The sequence below is a fragment of the Nocardia sputorum genome (assembly GCF_027924405.1).
GTDB lineage: Bacteria > Actinomycetota > Actinomycetes > Mycobacteriales > Mycobacteriaceae > Nocardia > Nocardia sputorum.
Genome location: NZ_AP026978.1, coordinates 5,926,430 through 5,947,292, shown reverse-complemented (window position 1 = coordinate 5,947,292; position 20,863 = coordinate 5,926,430). Strand labels below are relative to the sequence as shown.

General features: G+C 70.8%; 17 protein-coding genes. 11 read left to right on the top strand and 6 right to left on the bottom strand.

Translation table 11 applies throughout. From position 1 onward, the window contains the following. Window positions 1-88: 88 nt before the first annotated feature. Complete coding sequence (locus tag QMG86_RS26795) at window positions 89-1,252, top strand: GuaB3 family IMP dehydrogenase-related protein (RefSeq protein ID WP_281875435.1); 1,164 nt, start codon at window positions 89-91, stop codon at window positions 1,250-1,252. Window positions 1,253-1,607: 355 nt separating this feature from the next. On the opposite strand, the gene QMG86_RS26790 is transcribed toward QMG86_RS26795, so the two are convergent. Then, on the bottom strand, window positions 1,608-2,408 hold the full coding sequence (locus QMG86_RS26790; RefSeq protein WP_281875433.1) for an alpha/beta fold hydrolase: 801 nt from the start codon (window positions 2,406-2,408) through the stop codon (window positions 1,608-1,610). A 118-nt stretch (window positions 2,409-2,526) separates the two neighbouring features. On the opposite strand from QMG86_RS26790, the gene guaA reads away from it, so the two are divergent. Beyond that, window positions 2,527-4,101, top strand: coding sequence for a glutamine-hydrolyzing GMP synthase (gene guaA / locus QMG86_RS26785; RefSeq protein WP_281875430.1), 1,575 nt, complete (start codon window positions 2,527-2,529; stop codon window positions 4,099-4,101). 278 nt (window positions 4,102-4,379) lie between these two features. Here guaA and QMG86_RS26780 read toward each other — a convergent pair whose 3' ends face one another. Then, window positions 4,380-4,598 (bottom strand): hypothetical protein, encoded by a 219-nt coding sequence (locus QMG86_RS26780; RefSeq protein ID WP_281875427.1) that lies wholly within the window; start codon window positions 4,596-4,598, stop codon window positions 4,380-4,382. After that, window positions 4,591-6,216: a PspC domain-containing protein gene (locus QMG86_RS26775; RefSeq protein ID WP_350356350.1), complete on the bottom strand. Its 1,626-nt coding sequence runs from the start codon at window positions 6,214-6,216 to the stop codon at window positions 4,591-4,593. The genes QMG86_RS26780 and QMG86_RS26775 overlap by 8 nt, the downstream gene beginning before the upstream one ends. A 313-nt stretch (window positions 6,217-6,529) precedes the next feature. Here QMG86_RS26775 and QMG86_RS26770 point away from each other — a divergent pair, with 313 nt between their 5' ends. Both QMG86_RS26770 and QMG86_RS26765 read left to right on the top strand, forming a co-directional pair. Then, window positions 6,530-7,759: an ATP-binding protein gene (locus tag QMG86_RS26770; protein ID WP_281881150.1), complete on the top strand. Its 1,230-nt coding sequence runs from the start codon at window positions 6,530-6,532 to the stop codon at window positions 7,757-7,759. Between the two features lie 128 nt (window positions 7,760-7,887). Continuing rightward, window positions 7,888-8,523 (top strand): response regulator, encoded by a 636-nt coding sequence (locus tag QMG86_RS26765; RefSeq protein ID WP_281881149.1) that lies wholly within the window; start codon window positions 7,888-7,890, stop codon window positions 8,521-8,523. A gap of 35 nt (window positions 8,524-8,558) precedes the next feature. On the opposite strand, the gene QMG86_RS26760 is transcribed toward QMG86_RS26765, so the two are convergent. Beyond that, on the bottom strand, window positions 8,559-9,680 hold the full coding sequence (locus QMG86_RS26760) for a serine/threonine-protein kinase (protein ID WP_281875424.1): 1,122 nt from the start codon (window positions 9,678-9,680) through the stop codon (window positions 8,559-8,561). A 630-nt stretch (window positions 9,681-10,310) separates the two neighbouring features. Between QMG86_RS26760 and imuA' the strand changes: the two genes are divergently transcribed. Together imuA' and QMG86_RS26750 are read left to right on the top strand one after the other, a co-directional pair. Further along, window positions 10,311-10,997, top strand: coding sequence for a DnaE2-dependent mutagenesis accessory factor ImuA' (imuA', locus tag QMG86_RS26755; RefSeq protein WP_281881147.1), 687 nt, complete (start codon window positions 10,311-10,313; stop codon window positions 10,995-10,997). 298 nt (window positions 10,998-11,295) lie between these two features. After that, window positions 11,296-12,879: a DNA polymerase Y family protein gene (locus tag QMG86_RS26750; RefSeq protein ID WP_434086216.1), complete on the top strand. Its 1,584-nt coding sequence runs from the start codon at window positions 11,296-11,298 to the stop codon at window positions 12,877-12,879. Window positions 12,880-12,882: 3 nt separating this feature from the next. Here QMG86_RS26750 and QMG86_RS26745 read toward each other — a convergent pair whose 3' ends face one another. Then, window positions 12,883-13,581, bottom strand: coding sequence for a class I SAM-dependent DNA methyltransferase (locus QMG86_RS26745; RefSeq protein WP_281875421.1), 699 nt, complete (start codon window positions 13,579-13,581; stop codon window positions 12,883-12,885). 195 nt (window positions 13,582-13,776) lie between these two features. On the opposite strand from QMG86_RS26745, the gene QMG86_RS26740 reads away from it, so the two are divergent. After that, window positions 13,777-14,532 carry an alpha/beta fold hydrolase gene (locus QMG86_RS26740; protein WP_281875419.1) on the top strand — a complete coding sequence of 252 codons (756 nt, stop codon included), beginning with the start codon at window positions 13,777-13,779 and terminating at the stop codon, window positions 14,530-14,532. Window positions 14,533-14,544: 12 nt separating this feature from the next. Here QMG86_RS26740 and QMG86_RS26735 read toward each other — a convergent pair whose 3' ends face one another. Next, complete coding sequence (locus QMG86_RS26735) at window positions 14,545-15,504, bottom strand: SDR family NAD(P)-dependent oxidoreductase (protein WP_281875417.1); 960 nt, start codon at window positions 15,502-15,504, stop codon at window positions 14,545-14,547. Between the two features lie 209 nt (window positions 15,505-15,713). On the opposite strand from QMG86_RS26735, the gene QMG86_RS26730 reads away from it, so the two are divergent. From QMG86_RS26730 to QMG86_RS26715, 4 genes are all read left to right on the top strand, one after another. Further along, window positions 15,714-16,169, top strand: a complete 456-nt coding sequence (locus QMG86_RS26730) for a hypothetical protein (protein ID WP_281875416.1) — start codon at window positions 15,714-15,716, stop codon at window positions 16,167-16,169. 54 nt (window positions 16,170-16,223) lie between these two features. Continuing rightward, window positions 16,224-19,586, top strand: coding sequence for an error-prone DNA polymerase (locus tag QMG86_RS26725; RefSeq protein WP_281875415.1), 3,363 nt, complete (start codon window positions 16,224-16,226; stop codon window positions 19,584-19,586). Between the two features lie 88 nt (window positions 19,587-19,674). Beyond that, on the top strand, window positions 19,675-20,673 hold the full coding sequence (locus tag QMG86_RS26720; protein ID WP_281875414.1) for a DUF4349 domain-containing protein: 999 nt from the start codon (window positions 19,675-19,677) through the stop codon (window positions 20,671-20,673). After that, on the top strand, window positions 20,630-20,863 hold the full coding sequence (locus QMG86_RS26715; protein ID WP_281875412.1) for a DUF167 domain-containing protein: 234 nt from the start codon (window positions 20,630-20,632) through the stop codon (window positions 20,861-20,863). The genes QMG86_RS26720 and QMG86_RS26715 overlap by 44 nt, the downstream gene beginning before the upstream one ends.

Genomic DNA, 20,863 nt, shown 5'->3' with positions numbered 1-20,863 from the left:
GCGAGTCTCGCTCGCTCGGACACGAGCCATAAGAGGGCCGCGAACACGCAGCGCCGCAGGCGCTGCAAATTAGACAAGGAGATTTCGCGTGCGCGACATGGTGGAGATCGGCATGGGCCGGACCGCCCGGCGTACCTACGAGCTGGACGACGTCGACATCGTCCCCTCGCGCCGGACCCGCTCGTCGAAGCAGGTCTCGCTGTCCTGGCAGCTGGACGCCTACCGCTTCGAGATCCCGTTCCTCGCGCATCCCACCGACGCGCTGGTGTCGCCGGAGTTCGCCATCGAACTCGGCCGCCTCGGCGGTCTCGGTGTGATCAACGGCGAGGGCCTGTGGGCGCGGCACGCGGACGTCGGCGCGAAGATCGACCAGCTGCTCGAGCTGGTCGGCAAGGGCGGTTACGAGCGCGCGGTGGCGCTGCTGCAGGAACTGCACGCCGCGCCGATGCAGCCGGATCTGCTCGCCGCCGCGGTCGCGCAAGTTCGCGCCGCCGGTGTGACCGTGGCGGTGCGGGTGAGCCCGCAGAACGCGCGCACACTCACCCCTGCGCTGCTGCAGGCGGGCATCGACCTGCTCGTCGTGCACGGCACGATCATCTCCGCCGAGCATGTCGGCGACGGTGAGCCGCTGAACCTCAAGACCTTCATCGCCGAGCTGGACGTGCCCGTGGTCGCGGGCGGCGTGAGCGATCACCGCACCGCGCTGCACCTCATGCGCACCGGGGCGGCGGGCGTGATCGTCGGCTACGGCTCCTATCCCGGGGCGACCACCACCGGCGAGGTGCTCGGCATCGGCGTGCCGATGGCCACCGCGATCGCGGACGCCGCCGCCGCGCGCCGCGACTATCTGGACGAGACCGGCGGCCGCTACGTGCACGTCATCGCGGACGGCGACGTCGCCACCTCGGGGCAGCTGGCCAAGGCGATCGCCTGTGGCGCAGACGCCGCCATGCTCGGAGTCCCGCTGGCCGTGGCCGCCGAGGCGCCCGGCCGTGGCTGGTACTGGCCGTCGGCGGCCGCCCATCCGTCGGTGCCGCGTGGATCGCTGCTGCACGTCGACGATCCGTGGGATCTCGGTGGCGAGCCGGTCGGCGAGACCGTGCGCCCGAGTCTGGAGCGTGTGCTCTTCGGTCCGTCCGACGATCCGTTCGGCTCGCTGAATCTCGTCGGCGGGTTGCGCCGCTCGATGGCGAAGGCCGGTTACTCGGATCTGAAGGAGTTCCAGAAGGTCGGCCTGAGCGTTCGCGCTTGAGCTGGGTCTGATTTGCAGCGCCTGCGGCGCTGCGTGTTCGCGGCCCCTGGATGGCCCGCGTTCCAGCGGTCGAGACTCGCGCCTGCGGCGCATGCGCTTCGACCGCTGGAACGCGAGCCGGGCCGCGAACGGCGCTCGTAAGACTCGCTTCTCCGGTGGTCGCCTAGTGGCTGAGAGGGCGTGCAGGGCTGGTCATCGCACGGTGTCAGCCCGGTGCCACGGTCGCAGTCGGGGAAGGCATTCGGACCGTTTGTGCACCGCGAAGATCGCGGCATGGTTGCGTACTACCGATCTCGAGCATGCTTCGTTCGGGGTTGGGGTGTAACGGTTTCGATGACTCATCACGTGAATGGTTTCACCGTACGCGAGTGGGTTTCGTTCTGGCGCGCAGGAATTGCTGGATCGCGTGGTTCACCGGTTCGGGGTGGGTCATCGTGACGGCCAGTCGTGCTTCGGCGATTTCGATGAACGTGGCGCCGGACAACCCGTACGCCAGTTCCTGGGCGCGTCCGCGGTCCATGCCGCTGTGCGTGGGGTGGATCACCAAGGCGGGACAAGCGATTTCGCGCAGGCGATCCAGCACCGAATCGCGGCTGAGCAGGCAGCCCGCCGCCACCTCGATGCCGCGCCGGTCGCGCACCAGCCAGCGCTGGGTCCAGATCGAGCGATACCACTCGTCGTCGCCGATCAGCCAGGACGCCAGCTGGTGCACGGCCCGTTCGCGGGAGCCGTCGTCGTACCACTCGTCGAGGAACTTCTGGGTGGCGGTGGACTGCTCGGGGGTGGGACCGTGTGCTTCGGTGCTGATCAGGATGAGCGCGGAGACGCGTTCGGGCGCGATCAAGGCGGTGCGCAGCGCCGTGAACCCGCCCTGCGCGGTGCCGCCGACCACGGCCTGCTCGGCGCCGAGATGATCGAGGACGGTCAGCGCGTCGCGGGCCGCGGTCCAGTAGGTGAAGGGTAGGCCCTCGTCCCGAGTGCGGCCGTGGCCGCGGGCATCCCAGGAGACGATCCGGAACTCCGGTGCGAGCGCGGCCATTTGGGCGGCGAACATGGTGCGGTCCATGAAGAACTCGTGCGCCAGCAGTACCACCGGGCCGTCCCCGCCGCTGTCCTCGTAATGGATGTCGGCATCGATCGCGCGGGCGAAGGGCACGAGCAGAAGGATAACCAGCGAGCCGGTCCCCGGGTGACGATTCGGGCGGTCGGCTCGCCCGCCGCCCGAGCCGCTGTGCCGATGATTCGCTCGTTCGGCCGCTCACTAAACTGGATGGGTGGCACAAACCCAGAGACCGGTCCTCGTCGTCGACTTCGGAGCACAGTACGCCCAGCTGATCGCGCGGCGGGTGCGCGAGTCGAGCGTGTTCTCCGAAGTGGTCCCGCACACCACGACGGTGGAGGAGATCGCCGAGAAGCAGCCGCTCGCGGTGATCCTCTCCGGCGGCCCGGCCAGCGTCTACGCCGAAGGAGCGCCGCAGCTGGACCCGCGGCTGTTCGAGTTGGGGCTGCCGGTCTTCGGCATCTGCTACGGCTTCCAGGCGATGGCCCAAGCGCTGGGCGGCACGGTCGCGCACACCGGCACCCGCGAGTACGGGCGCACCGAACTCAACATCGACGGCGGTTTGCTGCACGGCGGCCTGCCCACTATCCAGCCGGTGTGGATGAGCCACGGCGACGCGGTCACCGACGCCCCCGACGGCTTCGAGGTCACGGGCACCACCGCGGGCGCTCCGGTCGCCGCGTTCGAGGATCGCGCGCGCAGGCTGGCCGGTGTGCAGTACCACCCGGAGGTGTTGCACTCGCCGCACGGGCAGCAGGTGCTGAGCCGGTTCCTGCACGAGCTCGCGGGCATCCCCTCCAGCTGGACACCGGCGAACATCGCCGATTCGCTGGTCGCCTCGGTGCGCGAGCAGATCGGTGACGGGCACGCGATCTGCGGGCTGTCCGGTGGGGTGGACAGCGCCGTCGCCGCCGCCCTGGTGCAGCGCGCCATCGGTGACCGGCTGACCTGCGTGTTCGTCGACCACGGCCTGCTGCGTGCGGGGGAGCGCGAGCAGGTGCAGCAGGATTTCGTCGCCGCGACCGGTGCCAAGTTGGTGACCGTCGACGCGGTCGACAAGTTCCTCGGCGAGTTGAAGGGCGTGACCGATCCCGAGGAGAAGCGCAAGATCATCGGGCGGGAGTTCATCCGCTCCTTCGAGGACGCGGTGGGCGAGGTGGTGCTCGCGCACGGCGAAGCCGACGGCGTGACGCCGAAGGTCGAGTTCCTGGTGCAGGGCACGCTCTACCCGGACGTCGTCGAGTCCGGCGGCGGCAGCGGCACCGCGAACATCAAGAGCCATCACAATGTCGGCGGCCTGCCCGACGACCTGGAGTTCGACCTGGTCGAACCACTGCGGCTGCTGTTCAAGGACGAGGTCCGCGCGGTCGGCCGTGAGCTGGGGCTGCCCGAGGAGATCGTTGCCCGCCAGCCGTTCCCTGGTCCGGGCCTGGCCATCCGGATCGTCGGTGAGGTCACCGCGGACCGTTTGGAGACGCTGCGCCAGGCCGACGCGATCGCCCGCGAGGAGCTGACCGCGGCCGGCCTGGACGGGCAGATCTGGCAGTGCCCGGTCGTGCTGCTCGCGGAGGTCCGCAGCGTCGGTGTCCAGGGCGACGGCCGCACCTACGGTCATCCGATCGTGCTGCGCCCGGTCTCCAGCGAGGACGCCATGACCGCCGACTGGACCCGGCTGCCCTACGAGGTGCTCGAACGCATCTCGACCCGCATCACCAACGAGGTGGCGGAGGTCAACCGGGTGGTCCTGGACGTGACCAGCAAGCCGCCGGGCACCATCGAGTGGGAGTGATCGCCCGGCTGCGCGCCCGGCGGTAGCTCGTCACCGAGCCCGCTGACGAAGGTCAGCGGGGACGGTGGAAGGCGCTGTGCAGGATCAAGTGGCCGAGGAGTGTGCCGCCCGAAGCGCCGGGACGGGGATCCGGCGGTGTGGGCCGAGCGGGGGGAGGTGCTTGGTCGGTGGGTTTGTCGGAGTTCATTCGGTTCTCCTGTCGGACGTGGTCCGGCTCGCCTGGCGTTCGGGGATGAAACGAGAAACGGCCCGTCGCGGGGACGGGCCGTTCGGCGTGCTCAGGATCGTTTGCGCGGGGAGACCACCAGCGCGATGCCGATGACGATCGCGGCGAGCACGATGATCCAACCGATCGGGATCATGCTGGCCGCGGGCCAGGACGCCGGGCCGACGAAAGCCCACACGCTGATCGCGAGGGACAGCAGTCCCGCGACGAGCAGCGACGCGGCCGGGCCGCGGCGGGAATCGGTCGTCTCCTTCTGCTCGGTATCAGCCATGCTGCACCTCCACGTTTCCGGCGCGGACGTCGACGTTCAGATCGAGGACCGGCGCGCCGGGGGTATTCGGACCGCTGACGCCGTCGACGCAGCGCGCTTCGGCCATGGTCGCCGTGCAGTGGGTGCGGACGGTCATCTCCGCGGGCAGCAGGACGCGGGCTTCGCCCATCCGGACGTCGAGGTCAACGGTGCGATTGCCGGTCAGTTTCACCGACCGCAGATCCAGCGTGCCGGAACCCATGGTCACCCGGTAGTTCGATGCGAGGTCGGCGACGGAAGCCGGCGCCCAGGTGTGGTCGCCCATCGCGCCCTGCTCGAACTCGATCGGACCGACCGCGGAGGCGAGCAGCACGAACCCGGCGAGCGGCGCGGTGAGCACCAGCAGGCCGTAGCCGCGCCGCAGGAACGCCCCGAGCACCAGGCCGAGGCCGATCACGGCGAGCGCCGCCGCGGCGATCCGGCCGGGTGTCATCCACTCCGCGCCTGAGGCCGCCGCCGCACCAGCGCCCGCTGCCGCGAGGATGGCCAGCCCGATCACCACCGGGGTCAGGCGGGAGCGGGGACGCTTCGGCGGCGGGGCGACGACGGTGCGGGCGGGCGTCGGCTCCGGGAGGTCCCAGGCGAGCGGAGCGACGCCAAGCGGATCCCAGGAAGGTGGGGTCGAGCCGCCGATGATCGCGGGGTGAGCGGCCATGGGGCGGTGCGGGCTCGCGGCGGGCCCGGACACCGGAACGTCTTTGCCGAGGGCGACCGGACCATCGGGTGAGGTCCTGGCGACCGATTCGCGCCGGTCAGTCGTATCGGGCGCGGTTCGGACGCCTGCCTCGGCTTGCCCGCTGCCGGCCGTAGCCGGTCCCTGATCATCGACCGCGGTAGGCGAATCGGCCTGGCCTTTTTCGTCGGCGGACGAACTCGTCTCCGCCCCCGCGGCGGGCATTGCCGACGCCTCCGGAACCACGGTCGCGTCGTCGGTCGCGGGCTTGTGCAGCGGGACCGTCGTCGCGGCGGCGGGCCCCTCCGGAACGTAGGCGTCCGGCAGCTTCGTATACGGGGTGTACACGCTGGTCGGCGGTACGTACATGTCCCCGACGGTGCGGGGCGCCCCCGGGGGGAAGACCGCGCCGGGGTAGCCGGTGGCGGTGATCCCGCCCTCCGGGGCGAATCCGCCGAACGCCTCGGTGGTTCCCGGCGGCGGGTTGGGCGTGCGCAGGTGCAGCATCCACCAGCCCGCCAGCATCAGCGCGAGGCTGATCAGGCCGGATCCGCCGAGACCCACACCGACCGGGCCCATCGTGCTGACCGCGATGGCCAGCGCCACGATCAAGACGATCGTCTTGGTCTGCGACTGCGAGCTGTGGCCCTTGCCGACCAGCGACTCGGCCGCGGACGCCTGATCGCCCGCCGCGCTCAGCAGCAGCCAGGCCAGCAGGTAGAGCACCATGCCCGCGCCGCCGAAGATCGTCGAGACGACGAACGCGACGCGCACCAGCACCGGGTCGATCTCGTAGCGGCGCGCGAACCCCGCCGCGACGCCCGCGATCGGTCCCTGTCGCGGCAATCGGACCGGCCGGGTCTGCCATATCTGCTGGACCTGGTCGCCGAAGCTCGTTTTCGTCATGTTTCCCATGGTGTGCCGCGCCACGGAACCGGCGCATCGGGGGGAACCCTGAAAAACGGCCTGAACACTTTGGACCGATCCACTGATGTAGCAATCACTCAGCTATGCCTGTGTCCGGGTGGGATGGATCGCTTCTGCCCTGGTCGGCGCGGGTGTCGCCCCCCAAGATCAGGGTGAATCCGGATGGCTGGCAGGTCTGTTGTCGGGCAGTATCGAAGACATGTACCCGTCTGTTCCCGCGTTCGACACTCGGGGGTTCGACGCTGCCCGCGGGCTGGGACCCGCGACGGTTCCCGGGCCGCCGCAGGCGCGGATGGTCCGCCGGTCCGGCGGCCGGATCGTCGGCGGAGTGGCGGGCGGTCTGGCCGACCATCTGGACGTCGACGTGTTCAAGGTGCGGATGGCGTTCGTGCTGCTGTCCGCGCTGGCCGGGGCGGGCATCGTCGCCTACGGGCTGCTGTGGATCTTCTCGCCGGGCGGGTCGGACCAGGCGAAACCCTCCGGTGCGGAGCGGCGGCAGGCGATCGGGCTCGCCATGCTCGGGCTCGGCCTCGCGGTCGCCGTGTCGTGGGTGTTCAGCGGGACGGCGGCGAAGGTGATCGCGCCGATCATCGTGGTCGCGGTCGGTGCGGCGCTGGTGTGGCGGGAGTACGACGTCGACGGGCCGCGTTCGCTGCTCGGAATGCCCGCGCGGCCCTCGGTGGTCACCTGGTCGCGCATCGTCGCCGGTGCGACGCTGATCGTGGCCGGTCTCGGCGTGGTGGTGCTGGCTCGGATCGATCTGAGCTCGCTCGGATCGGCGCTGCTCGCGGTCGCGGTCACGCTGGTCGGCGCCGGGCTGCTGACGGTTCCGCTGTGGCTGCGCATGATGCGCGCGTTGAACGCCGAGCGCGCCGCGCGCATCCGCAACGAGGAACGCGAGGAGATCGCCTCGCATCTGCACGATTCCGTGCTCCAGACGCTCGCGCTCATCCAGCGCCAGGCCGACGACCCGCAGGAGGTGCTGCGGCTGGCTCGCAGCCAGGAGCGGGAGCTGCGGAAATGGCTGTTCGAGGATGCCGGCCCCGCGCAGTCGAGCTTGGCCGCGGCCCTGCGCACCATCGCGGGCGAGGTGGAGGATCAGCACGGCGTGAAGGTGGCGCCGGTGACCGTCGGCGACGTGTCGATGGACATCGACGGCTCCGGATCGGGTCTGCCGAAAGAGCACTTCACCGCATTGCTGGGGGCGAGCAGGGAAGCGCTGGTCAACGCCGCGAAGCACGCGGGCGTCCCGGAGATCGACCTGTTCGCCGAGGTGGAGCCGCATCAGGTGAGCATCTTCGTCCGTGACCGCGGCTCCGGCTTCGACCTCGCGTCCGTGCCGGAAGACCGCCGCGGCCTGGCCAAGTCCGTTCGCGGACGGATCGAGCGCCGCGGGGGCCAGGTGGACATCCTGTCGACGCCGGGCCGCGGCACCGAGGTCCGGATCATCATGCCGCGCAGTGACTCCGGTTGCCCCGCCACGGACGAAGAGCCCGCCCGCGCTGCGGGCACCGCCCGCTAGGACGCGGCCCCTTCGATTCCGCGCGGTCAGCACAGCGGACGCGAGGACGTGACGTCTGCGCGGAGCGCGTGGGGGACGAGTGTGGTACCGGTTGGGGGTCATGGGTCGGTTAGGAGAAGTAGGTGACCGTGCGGGTCTTTCTCGTCGATGATCACGCCGTTTTTCGGTCGGGTGTGCGTGCCGAATTGAGCCGGGAGGCGGACATGGAGGTGGTCGGGGAGGCCGGCGGGGTGGCGGAGGCGGTGGCCGGGATCAACGCCGAGCGCCCGGACGTCGTCCTGCTCGACGTGCACATGCCCGACGGCGGCGGGGTGGCGGTGCTGGCCGGCATCGAACCGGGACCGGTGTGCCTGGCGCTGAGCGTGTCCGACGCGGCCGAGGACGTGATCGCGGTGATCCGGGCCGGCGCCAGAGGGTATGTGACCAAGACGATTTCGGGGGCCGAGCTGGCCGACGGCATCCGCAGGGTGGCGGGCGGCGACGCGGTCTTCAGCCCGCGATTGGCCGGATTCGTGCTGGACTCGTTCACCGGGAGGTCCCCGGTGCCCGAGCCGCCCCTCGACCCCGAACTCGACTCACTGACGCCGCGCGAGCTGGAGGTGCTGCGCCTGCTCGCCCGCGGCTACACCTATCGCGAGATCGCCGAAACCCTGTTCATCTCCGTGAAAACAGTGGAGACGCACGCCTCCAACGTGCTGCGCAAGACTCAGCAGTCCAACCGCAACGCCCTGACCCGCTGGGCCCACCGCCGCCGCATCGACTGACCGCCGCTCGCATACCCGCTGGATGCGCGCGGACGTCAGAGGACGGCGACGATGATCGCGATGATGATGATCAGGCCGATCAGCAGGCCCACGGCGATGGCCAAGGGGGCGTTGCTCGGCTGCGGGTTCCTGGCGCGCTGCGGAGGTGCGGCCGCGGTGGCGCCCACATGGTTGCGGTGCGGGCGGGGGAGCGGCGTGGAGTGGGGGCTGCGGATGCCGGACGCCGAATTGCGGGCGGCCCAGAACGGGATGGTTCCGTCCTCGGTGCGGACGGGCGCGCCGAGAATGTACGGTCCGGTGCCGGGGCCGAAAGCGGCGGTGAGGATTTCGTCACGCGCCTCGGCCATGGTCGGGCGGCGCTGCGGCGCGGGCTCCATCATGTGCAGCAACGCCTGGGTGAGCGCGCCGCTGCGGGTCGGCGGGATGATCTGCGCCATGGCGGCGCGGTGCACGATGACGTCGCTGTCCTCGTCGAAGCCGTACGGCGGCTGCCCTTCGATCGCGGTGTAGAGCGTGGCGCCCAGGGAGAACACGTCGCTGGCCTTGGTCGGCTGCGCCCCGCGCGCCACCTCGGGCGGCAGGTAGGAGGGGGTGCCGGTGATCACACCGTCCGGTTCGTCGGACAGATCGCCCGCACCGCGGGAGATGCCGAAGTCGCTGAGTTTCGCCATGCCCACGCCGGGGCCGCGATCGGCGACGAGGATGTTGCCCGGCTTGATATCCCGGTGCACGATGCCGACCGCGTGCGCGGCGGCCAGCGCGTCGGCGACCTGGGCGCCGATCTGCGCGACCTCGATCGGCGGCAGGGTGTCGACCAGCGCGAGCGCTTTCGCGACACTGCGGGAAGGTAGGTGCTCCATCACCAGCCAGGGCTCACCGGCTTCGAGCACCACGTCGTAGACGGCGATCGCGTGGTCGTGCGAGAGTTTCGCGGCGACCCGGCCCTCGTGCATGATCTGGTTGCGGACGGCGTTCGCCTCTTCCTCGTCCAGCCCGGCCGTGGTGAGCACCTGTTTGATGGCGACGTCCCGGTCGAGCAAGCGGTCGTGCGCCAGCCAGACCGCGCCCATGCCGCCGCCCCCCAGCTTCGACTGGAGGCGATAGCGGCCTGCGACGAGATACTGGGGGCCGACAGTGGGACGAGCGCGTTCGGTCACGGGTGCAGGGTAGCGGAAAATGAGGCTAGCTGGCCTGATTCGTGTTCGCGCATAGGCGAGACAGCAGGCGCGGCCGTACGCCGAGGCCGCCTGCTGACGCTGGGTCGGATGTGTGCCACACACCATACCGATGAACGGGTGCTGCGGTGCTGTAGCCGGGCGCACGCCGGATTCTGCCCCGTCTGTTCTCGCATCGGGAATCGCGTCACTCGGCATGGGTTGCCGGGAGGAGTCGGGGCGATCCCGGTTTGCCGGTGAGGTCGCTTTCCCGTGGACAGGACGCGCGTCCGCCGGAGCCGGGTCCTGTCTGCGCGCCCGGCCTGGTGGAGCAGGGCGGGATCCGCTCGAGGCACCGTTCGGGCGACACGAAGCACTGCGCCCTTGACGAAACCCGGGGGTCGGTTTCTACTGGGTCGGTATCGAACGTATATTCGATACGAATCGATAGCTAGATCGGTGCTGACACTCCAATCGAGGGTCGCTCCGCACGCTTCGCCTCGGGTCCATCGTGGGAAGTAGGTGGTTGGGATGGGTTCGGATGCGATCTCGCAGGGAGGGGTGAATCGGGACGCGCTGACGCGCGGTGGTGGGCGGGGGGACGCTCCATCGCTGGCTGAACTGCGCAGACGCATGGCCGCGGTACCGGGTCGCGGAGAATCGGCGGCGCATCGGGTGCCGCTCGGCACCGGATCGCGGAGGGCGGCACTGCCCGTGCCCGCAGCGCTCGCGCCGCTGTTGCCCGATGGTGGCCTGACCAAGGGTTCCGTCGTGGCGTACACGGGGGCGAACTCGCTGCTGGCCGGTCTGCTCGCCGCGGTGACCGAGGGTGGTGGGCATGCCGCAGTGGTCGGCATGCCCCGGCTCGGTCTGCTCGCCGCGGTGGAGATGGGCGCGCAGCTGCGGCGGCTGGCCGTGATCGCCGACCCCGGCCCTGACCCGGTAGAGGTGGCCGCGGTGCTGCTCGACGGGCTCGACCTGGTCGTGCTCGGGCTCGGCGGCGGCGCCGTCGCGCCCGCGCGCAGCCGGGTGATCGCGGCCCGCGCCCGCAACAAGGGCGCCACCCTCGTGGTCGCCGACGGTCGCTGGCCAGGCGCGTCCCTCCGGCTCGACGCCCGCGTCTCGGGGTATGCCGGGCTCGGCCGCGGGCGTGGACGCTTGCGTTCGCTCGGCTTGACGGTCGAGGTGCGTGGCAAGGCGGGACCGCCGCGGCGCGGACGGCTGGATCTGTGCCCGAACGCCGGGCGTGTGGAATGGGTGCTGCGCGAAAAAGCCGTTCGAACAGTCGAAGCCATCGACACACAGGAGGCGGTGTCGTGAGTGTGCCTGCGGGCTCCGCGGCTTTCCCCGGCGTCTCGACGACTCCTGCTCACCGCTGCCGGGAGCCGATCCGGCCCGGCGCGCCGACCGAACGTTTCGGCACGGCCGGCCGCGACGGCCGCAGGCGCGATCCAGGGGTGCGGGCGGGCGGCAGCGAGCGCGCGAGGGTCCGGTGGGATGATCTTGCTCCCGAGTGCATGTCGGGCGATGCCCCGGCCCGTTCCGCCGGAGCAGGGCGTTCGCGCGGACGCGCTGGTCTCCGGAAACCGCGGATGGTGGAAGGTCGTGCGGCGCCGTGATCCGGCCGGGGTCGAAGCGGGTGCTCGCCCTGTGGTGCCCGGACTGGCCCGCGGTCGCCGCGGCGGCGGTGGCGGGACTGCCCGCGACGCGGCCGGTGGCGGTGTTGTTCGCCAACCGGGTAGTGGCCTGTTCGGCGATCGCGCGAGCCGAAGGGGTGCGTCGCGGCCTGAAACGCCGAGAAGCTCAGGCGCGGTGTCCCGAGCTGTTCCTCGCGCAACAGGATCAGGATCGCGACGCGCGACTGTTCGAACCGGTGGTGGCGGCGGTGGCCGCGACGGTGCCCGGGGTGGAGGTGCTGCGCCCCGGGTTGCTCGTGCTCGCCGCGCGAGGTGCGGCGCGGTTCTTCGGGTCCGAGGAGGCGGCGGCCGAACGGCTGGTCGACGCGGTGGCCGCGGCCGGGGCGGAGGCACAGATCGGGATCGCCGACGAGCTGTCCACGGCGGTGATCGCCGCCCGGCGCGCCGCGATCGTGCCCGCGGGGGCGGGAGCGCGCTTCCTCGCACCGCTGCCGGTCGGGGAACTCGCGGTCGAGCCGAGCCTGGCCGCCCCGGAACGCGCCGATCTGGTCGATCTGCTGCACCGCTTGGGTTTACGCCGGATCGGGGATTTCGCCGCGCTCTCGGCGGCGGAGGTCGCCTCCCGGTTCGGGACCGACGCCGTGCTCGCGCATCGCTGCGCCAGGGCCGAGCCGGAGCGTCCGCCGTCCGCGCGGCAGCCGCCGCCGGATCTGGTGGTGGAGTACCGCTGCGATCCGCCGATCGAGCGGGTCGACGCGGCGGCCTTCGCCGGGCGCCTGCTCGCCACCCGGCTGCACAGCGCGCTGGCGGCTGCCGGGCTGGCCTGCACGAGACTTTCGGTGCACGCGGAAACCGGGGCTGGAGAAGATCTTTCGCGGATCTGGCGCTGCGCCGAGCCGCTCACCCCGGAGGGCACGGCCGATCGGGTGCGCTGGCAGCTGGACGGCTGGCTCACCCGGCGCGACGGCGCGCGACCCACCGCGCCGATCACCGTGCTGCGGTTGGAACCCGTCGAGGTGATCACGGCGGGCGCGCTGCAACTCGGATTGTGGGGTGGAGACGGGGAAGAGGACGAGCGTGCCCGTCGTGCGTTGATCCGGGTTCAGGGGTTGCTCGGCGGGGAATCGGTGCGGGTCGGCGTCCTGAGCGGCGGGCGCGGGCCCGCCGACCGCATCACCATGGTCACGCTGGGGGATGAACTCGTTCCCGCGGCCGACCCGGCGCAGCCCTGGCCGGGGCGGCTGCCCGAGCCCGCCCCCGCCGTGATCCTGCTGAACCGTCCGCTGGTGCGGCTGGAAGCCGCCGACGGCGCGCTCGTCAAAGTCACCGACCGCGCCCTGTTCGACGCCGACCCCGCACTGCTGCGATGGGGAAGCAAACAGTGGCGGCTGACCGGCTGGGCGGGCCCGTGGCCGGTGGACGAACGCTGGTGGGCGCCCGATTCGGGCGACGCGGAGTACACCGCCCGCGCACAGGTCCAACTCGACGACGCCCCTGCCGCAGACAAAGTGCTGTTGCTGATCTATCACGACGAAACTTGGCGCGCCGAGGGGCTTTACGACTGAGGACTACTCCGGGCGCGACCACACCGTCGCCAGCGTGAACGGATGGCCGCGCAACGCGGCCCATTTCGGCTTGCGGGCCAGCCAGGCGTCGTCCACCAGGGCCTCGGCTACTTCGGTGAGCACCCAGCCCGCGGCCAGGCCTGCCGTCAGGTGCTCGCTGATCAAGTGCAAGTGGGTGCTGATCGCCACCGGTTCACCGGACGGGTCGGTGTAGTGCGTCGGCATTCCGGACACCATGATGAACTGCGGGTGGTAGCTGACCAGTACGCATCGCGCGCCCGGCGCGGCCAGCCGCCATGCCTCCGCGTAGAACGGCGCAAGCTCGGGTAGGTGCTCGTCGATCAGTGACGCGATCACCAAGTCGTAGGCGCCGCCCGCCAGTCCCGTGGCGCGCACGTCCGCGCGGGTCAGCGTGGTGTGGGCGCCGCGTTCGGCGGCCAACGCCAGCATCCCCTGGCTCACGTCGACCCCGTCGATGTGCGTTAACCCGCGCTCTCGCAACCAAGTTCCGGTTCGGCCGGTGCCGCAACCGAGGTCGGCCGCGCGCCGTACTCGGCCGAGGTCCAGGTGCAATCGCCCGAGCAGGGCGAGATCCATTTCGTCCAGGACCGTTTGCTCGTAGGTGGGCGCCCAGCCGTCGTACCCCGTGGCGACGTCGACGGTGCGGTAGTCGCGGCGGTCGAAATCGGCGAAGGAGGGCATGCGGCGAGTATTGTTCCGAGTTCGCGCCCGCGCCAGGCATTTTCCGAGCTACTCGAAATACGGACGGGGACATCGCAGTTCGTGACGTCTCGCTGCCTGTCCCGGCAAAGTACCACTCGAACTGCGTCTTTGCGGTGGGTGATCAGCGCTACACCGCGCGGAGTCGGCGCATGACTGCCGGTATCCTCGTTGGTCGTGGATCTGACGCTGGGCCAGGTGACATTCGGAGACGTGCGGATCGCCTATCGGGACTCGGGGGTGGGCGCGGTCAGCGACATCCCCGTGCTGCTGGTGCACGGGATGGGCGGCGACGGGCATACGTGGGACCGGTTCGCGCGCGTTCTGGTGCGGTCCGGACGCCGTGTGATCATCCCCGATCTCCGCGGACACGGCCGTAGCTCACACGCCGATTCCTATCTCTTCGACGACTTCGGCGACGATCTGCTGCGCCTGTGCGACCATCTGGAGCTGCCCGCGGTGGACCTGGTCGGGCATTCGCTCGGCGGTTACGCGGTGTCGCGCGTCGCGCAGGAGCGGCCGGAACTGGTGCGCAGGCTGGTCATGGAGGAGTGCCCGCTTCCGCTGCAGTCCGGCGCCGAGGAAGTGCGTCTGACCCGCCGGTTTCCCACCGTGCCCGAACTCTGGCACGCCACCTCGAGCCTGGTCCGGCACCCGCGCGCGGTGCTCGCGTTCGACCGCTCCATGACGAAGACGGCGCTCGAGCAGTTCCGCAAGCCGAACCCGGAGTGGTGGGACCGGCTCTCCGACATCACCGCACCCACCCTGGTGTTGTGCGGCGGCCCGGGCGGCATGGTGGATCCGGAGAAGCTCACCGGCCTGCAAGCCGGCCTCGCGGACTGCACGGTCGCCACCTTCACCTGCGGCCACAGCATCCATCGCGACCGCTACTGGGAGTTCGCCGCCGCCGTCCGGCCGTTCCTGGCGGGCTGACCTTCTTTCGGTTCACCAATGGGTGCCGGGCACCCAGCGGGCGGCGCGGCGTAAGGCCGTACCCGTGACGCGGCGCGCGGTCGACCGGGTGCGGGGTACGGGGAGCGCAGCAGTGGGGTCGGCCGGCTCGCCGGGCGCGTTCGGTTCGCCTTTGGCCGCGGGGGAGTCGGGCAGGGAGCGGTAGTAGCGGTGCAGGACGCGGTCGCGGATCTTCGGGGCGAGCAGCGCGCCGTATTCGGCGATGGTGCCCAGCGGTACGTCGATGCGTTTGGGCCGTTCGGTCAGCGCGCGCACGATGGTCGCCGCAGCCCACTCGGGGGACTCCGCGGGGCCCTGGTCACCGCTCGGGGTGATCATCGGCGTGCGCACCAGCGGCATGTGGATGGTGGTGAAGGTGACGCCGTCGGCCATGGTCTCGACGGCCGCCACCTCGGTGAACTTGTCCAGCGCCGCCTTGCTGGCCAGATACGCCGCGAACCGCGGCACGGCCATCTGCACGCCCGCGCTGCTGATGTTGACGATGTGCCCGAACTTGCGTTCCCGCATCCGCGGCAGCAGGGCCAGCGTCAGCCGCAGCGCGCCGAAGTAGTTGACGGCCATGGTGCGTTCGAAGTCGTGCAGCCGGTCGGTGGAGCGGTGGATGGCGCGGCGGATCGAGCGGCCCGCGTTGTTGACCAGCATGTCCACGTGGCCGTGTTCGCGCAGGATGGTCTCGACCACGTGGTCGACCGAGCCGGTATCGGTGACGTCGCAGGAGTATCCGTAGGCCGAGCCGCCCGCGGCCCGGATCTCGTCGACGACGGCGGCGAGTTCCTCGCCCCGGCGCGCGAGCAGGAAGACGGTGGCGCCCTTGCCCGCGACCGCCACCGCCGCCGCCCGGCCGATTCCGGAGGACGCTCCGGTGATGAGGACGTGCCGTCCGGTGAGGTCGCGGTCGCGGCGCCGGGTGGGCTCAGCGGATGCGTCGGTCATCGCTGCTCCTTTGCAGGTCTGGTGGCGATGAACTTACTCCGAAGTAAGTTCGCTGCCAAGTGGCCCCGGTCACACTCGGATCGGTATATCCCCCATCGGCGCGCCTGTATCGGCGCGTCCGAGAACCGCTCGGGCGTGGGGTTTTCGGGTGCGCGAAACGCATCGAACAACTCTCGAAACGTTCGAACATATGTGCGATACTTCACCGCATGTCGGACGATCGGATGGCGGAGGTGTTTGCCGCGGTGCGGCTCGGTGGCGTCGACCCCGCGGCGGGGCGACGGGCGTTGGAAAAGCTCTGGGACGAACTCGGCGAACGCGGCGGAGCGTTGCAGCGCTGTGTGGTCGCCCATCATCTCGCCGATCTCCAAGAGGAGCCCGCCGAGGCGTTGCGCTGGGATCAGCGCGCGCTGGCCGCGGTGTTCGGCCCCGGCGTGCCGCTCGACGAAGGGCTGCGCGGTTTCTTGCCCTCGCTCTATCTCAACCTGGCCGACAGTCATCGCCGGGTCGGCGAGTTCGAAGTGGCCAGGATGCAACTGGCGATCGCTCGCGGGCATCTCGACGTTCTCGCCTCCGACGCCTACGGTGCGCTCATCCGCGCTCGGCTGAAGGGCGTCGAGGCCGCGCTGGCCGCCGGTTCCGTCGAGCGCCTGTCAGTGGCCTGACCTGCCTGTACATCGTCGCTTATCGAATGTATGTTCGAGGCGAGGAGGTGAGTCGTGGGCTGGGGCAACGGTCCGCCCAGCTGGGCGGAGATGGAGCGGGTGCTGTCCGGGCGGCCCGGGCGGACCAACCCCGACGCGATGTATCCGGGCGACGGCGGCGACAGCCCGGCGTGGTCGCGCAAGCGCGGCGAGTACCGCGCCGAGCCGGTGCGCGGCGCCGAAGCGCCGCCGGTCCCGTACGCGGAGCTGCACGCGCATTCGGCCTACAGCTTCCTGGACGGCGCCAGCCCACCGGAGGAGCTGGTGGAGGAGGCGGTGCGGCTCGGCCTGACGGCGATCGCGCTCACCGACCACGACGGCTTCTACGGCACCGTCCGCTTCGCCGAGGCGGCCAGGGAATGGGGAATGCCCACCGTCTTCGGAGCCGAGCTGTCCCTCGGCACGGCCGCCGAGCCGCGCGTTCCCGGCTCCGCGAGCGGGCACGCCGTCGCCCCCGACTCGGCGCCGCGCACCGGCGCGCCGGACCCGGCCGGGCCGCACCTGCTGGTGCTGGCCCGCGGCCAGGAGGGCTACCGCAGGCTCTCCCGCGAGATCGCCGCCGCGCACATGGCCGCCGGGGAGAAAGGCATCCTGCGCTACGACCTCGACACTCTCACCGCGGCCGCCGAGGGGCACTGGCAGATCCTGACCGGGTGCCGGAAGGGACACCTGCGTCAGGCGCTCGAGCTCGACTTGCGCACCGGCAGCACCCGCCTCGAACGGGCGGAAGCCGCGCTGCGTGAGCTGACCGACCGCTTCGGCGCCGACCGGGTGAGCGTGGAGCTGACCCAGCACGGCATCCCGGAGGACGACGAGCGCAACGCGCATCTGATCGCCTTGGCCGATCGCGTCGGCCTGCCCGTGCTCGCCACCACCGGAGCGCATTTCGCCGCACCGAGCCGGCGTCGCCGCGCCATGGCGCTCGCGGCGATCCGGGCCAGGCAGAGCCTGGACGAGATAGCGGGCTGGTTGGCCCCGGTGGGCGGCGCGCACCTGCGGTCCGGGGCGGAAATGGCGCGGTTGTTCGCCGACTGCCCGCAGGCGGTGGCGAACGCGGCGGCCCTGGCCCGCGAATGCGCCTTCGACCTGCAACTGATCGCGCCGCACCTGCCGCCCTTCGACGTGCCCGCCGGGCACGACGAACAGTCCTGGCTGCGCGAGCTCACCATGGCGGGCGCCGCGGCGCGCTATGGGACCCCCGAGCAGAACCCGGAGGCCTACCGGCAGATCGAGCACGAACTCGCGGTGATCGACAAGCTGGAGTTCCCCGGCTACTTCCTGGTGGTGCATGACATCGTCAGCTTCTGCAAGGACAACGACATCCTGTGCCAGGGTCGCGGTTCGGCGGCCAACTCCGCGGTCTGCTACGCCATCGGCATCACCAATGTCGACCCGGTGCGCAACCACTTGCTGTTCGAGCGTTTCCTCTCCCCGGAGCGCGACGGTCCGCCCGACATCGACGTCGACATCGAATCCGACCGCCGCGAAGAGGCCATCCAGCACGTCTACCGCAAGTACGGCCGCGAATACGCCGCGCAGGTGGCCAACGTGATCACCTACCGCGGCAAGTCCGCGGTCCGGGATGCCGCACGGGCGCTGGGGTTTTCACCCGGGCAGCAGGACGCGTGGAGCAAGCAGGTGAGCCGCTGGACGGGCGTCGGCGCCGAGACGAACACCGACATCCCCGCCGAGGTGCTGGAACTGGCCGCCGATATCGAGGGCCTGCCCAGGCACTTGGGCATCCACTCCGGCGGCATGGTGATCTGCGACCGGCCGATCGCCGACGTATGCCCGGTGGAATGGGCGCGCATGCCCGGCCGCAGCGTCCTGCAGTGGGACAAGGACGATTGCGCTGCCATCGATCTGGTGAAGTTCGACCTGCTCGGCCTCGGCATGCTCTCCGCGCTGCACTACATGATCGACCTGGTGCGCGAGCACAAAGGCGAGACCGTCGAGCTGCACTCGCTGGACCTGGCCGAGCCCGAGGTCTACGAGATGCTCGCGCGCGCGGACTCGGTCGGCGTCTTCCAGGTCGAGTCGCGCGCGCAGATGGCGACCCTGCCCAGGCTGCGCCCGCGCAGCTTCTACGACCTGGTGGTCGAGGTGGCGCTGATCCGTCCCGGCCCGATCCAGGGCGGCTCGGTCCACCCCTACATCCGCAGGCGCAACGGTGTGGAGGACGTCGTCTACGACCATCCGGCGCTGAAGAATTCGCTGGAACGCACGCTCGGCGTGCCGCTGTTCCAGGAGCAGCTCATGCAGATGGCCGTCGACGTCGCCGGATTCACCGCCGTCGAGGCCGATCAGCTGCGCCGCGCCATGGGCTCCAAGCGGTCCACGGAACGCATGGAGCGCCTGAAGGCGCGGCTCTACCAGGGCATGCGCGAGCAGCACGGGATCACCGGCGAAGTCGCCGACCGGATCTACGAGAAGCTCTACGCATTCGCGAATTTCGGCTTCCCGGAAAGTCATTCGCAGAGCTTCGCCGCGATCGTCTATTACTCGGCCTGGTTCAAACTGCATCATCCCGCCGCCTTCTGCGCGGGTCTGCTGCGCGCCCAGCCGATGGGGTTCTACTCGCCGCAGTCGCTGGTCGCCGACGCGCGCAGGCACGCGGTCGCGGTGCACGGTCCCGACGTCAACGCCAGCCGGGCCGAGGCGACGCTGGAGGCTCAGGGCACCGAGGTGCGCCTGGGCCTCGCCGCGATCCGCCAGATCGGCGACGACCTCGCCGAACGCATCGTCGCCGCCAGGGGCGAGCGGCCCTACACGTCCTTCCTCGACCTGACCGGCCGGGTGGAACTGACTGTGGCGCAAGCCGAATCGCTCGCCACGGCGGGCGCGCTCGGCAGTCTCGGGATCACCCGCCGCGAGGCGCTCTGGGCGGCGGGCGCGGCCGCGGGCGAGCGCTCGGACCGGTTGCCAGGTACCGGCGCGGCCACCACCGCGCCCGCTCTGCCCGGGATGAGCGACCTCGAGCTGGCGGCCGCCGATGTGTGGGCCACCGGCGTCTCGCCGGGCAGCTATCCGACGGAATTCCTGCGCCCGCACTTGGACGCGCTCGGCGTCGTACCGGCCGCCGGCCTGCTCACGGTGCCCGACGGCTCGCGTGTGCTGGTGGGCGGCGCGGTAACGCACCGGCAGCGTCCCGCCACCGCGGAGGGCGTCACCTTCCTCAATCTGGAAGACGAGACCGGCATGGTGAACATCGTCTGCTCGCTGGGGCTGTGGCGGCGCTACCGGCGCCTCGCCCAGGGCGCTGCCGCTCTGCTCATCCGCGGCCGGGTGCAGAATGCCGAAGGCGTGGTCAGCGTGGTCGCCGAACATCTCCAGCGCATGGATCTGCGGATGGCGTCCAAATCGCGCGACTTCCGTTGAGCCCATTGCTTTAAAGAAGTATTAGAAGCGCTCTAGGAAACCGTTATGCGGGGCTGTCCGCGCAGCGTAAACGGCTACTGTGCCAGGCATGAGGAAGCTTGCTGTGCTGTGTGTCGGCGTGCTGGGGTTGGTTCTGCTCGCCGGTTGCGGTGACGACGACGCGAGACCCGCGCGGGACCGGTCGTCGACGGTGGTCACCGGTCCCGCCGCCCCAGCGATCGTGCCGCCGGGAGCACACGAGCTGGCGCCGCCGAAGCGGGACAACAACTCCGGCGGCGAACCGGTGTCCACGCGCAAGGAGGTGGTGACCGGCAGCGTCGAGATCACCGCCGACGCGCCGGTCGCCGCGGCGGGCACGATCATCGACCAGGTGCGCGCCGCGGGCGGCCGGGTCGACAGCCGCACCGAGCAGCCCGGCACCGACGACACCGAGCCCAGCGCCACGCTGGTCGTCCGCCTGCCCGCCGACAAGACCGACGCGTTCATCACGGGTCTCGGCGGGGTCGGGCAGGTCACCCGGGTCACCACCAACCGCGACGACGTCACCATGCAGTGGGAGGACCTGGACGCGCGGATCAGGGCCTTGCAAGCGTCGGTGGAGCGGCTGCGCGCGCTTATCGCGGGCGCCACCAGCACCTCCGACCTGCTCGCCGCCGAGCAAGCGCTGTCGGGCCGCCAGGGTGAGCTGGACAGTCTCACCGCGCAGAAGCGACGCCTCGATGACCAGGTCGCCTTGTCCACGCTGACCATCGAGATCACCACCGACCGCGACGGGCCCGGCGACGACCCGGACAATTTCTGGGACGGCATCGTCGCCGGCTGGAATTCCCTGGTGGACTGGCTGCAGGACGCCGTCGTGTTCAGCGGCAAGGCGATTCCGTGGCTCGGCTTCCTCGCTGCGGTGGCCGCCGTGCTGTGGGGTGTCGCCCGGCTGGTGCGGCGGCGTCGGAAGCCCGCGCCGCGTAGGGAAGAATCGGCGCAGGCTCCCGCGGAGCCCGCGAGCAGCGCCGCGGACGGCGCGCAGACCAGCGCAGGAGGCAAGAGTGCCGACGGTGGTAAGGGCGACGATCAAGCCGAACAGCCGTAAGGGCCCGCTGGTGGAAACCCTCGACGACGGTAGTCTGCGGCTGTACGTGCGGGCTCCCGCCGTCGAGGGGAAAGCCAACAAGGCGGCCGTCGAATTGCTCGCCGAGCACTACCGAGTCCCCAAGTCCGCCGTCCGGCTGGCCGCGGGCGCGACATCCCGCTTCAAGCGCTTCGAAATCGACCTGCCGTGA

Bases quoted from the DNA above. Each gene is read 5' to 3' on its own strand.
- QMG86_RS26770 (WP_281881150.1), top strand. From the start codon at position 6,530: ATGGTCCGCCGGTCCGGCGGCCGGATCGTCGGCGGAGTGGCGGGCGGT.
- QMG86_RS26730 (WP_281875416.1), top strand. From the start codon at position 15,714: ATGTCGGACGATCGGATGGCGGAGGTGTTTGCCGCGGTGCGGCTCGGT.
- imuA' (WP_281881147.1), top strand. From the start codon at position 10,311: ATGGCCGCGGTACCGGGTCGCGGAGAATCGGCGGCGCATCGGGTGCCG.
- QMG86_RS26720 (WP_281875414.1), top strand. From the start codon at position 19,675: ATGAGGAAGCTTGCTGTGCTGTGTGTCGGCGTGCTGGGGTTGGTTCTG.
- QMG86_RS26745 (WP_281875421.1), bottom strand. From the start codon at position 13,581: ATGCCCTCCTTCGCCGATTTCGACCGCCGCGACTACCGCACCGTCGAC.
- QMG86_RS26735 (WP_281875417.1), bottom strand. From the start codon at position 15,504: ATGACCGACGCATCCGCTGAGCCCACCCGGCGCCGCGACCGCGACCTC.
- QMG86_RS26780 (WP_281875427.1), bottom strand. From the start codon at position 4,598: ATGGCTGATACCGAGCAGAAGGAGACGACCGATTCCCGCCGCGGCCCG.
- QMG86_RS26775 (WP_350356350.1), bottom strand. From the start codon at position 6,216: ATGACGAAAACGAGCTTCGGCGACCAGGTCCAGCAGATATGGCAGACC.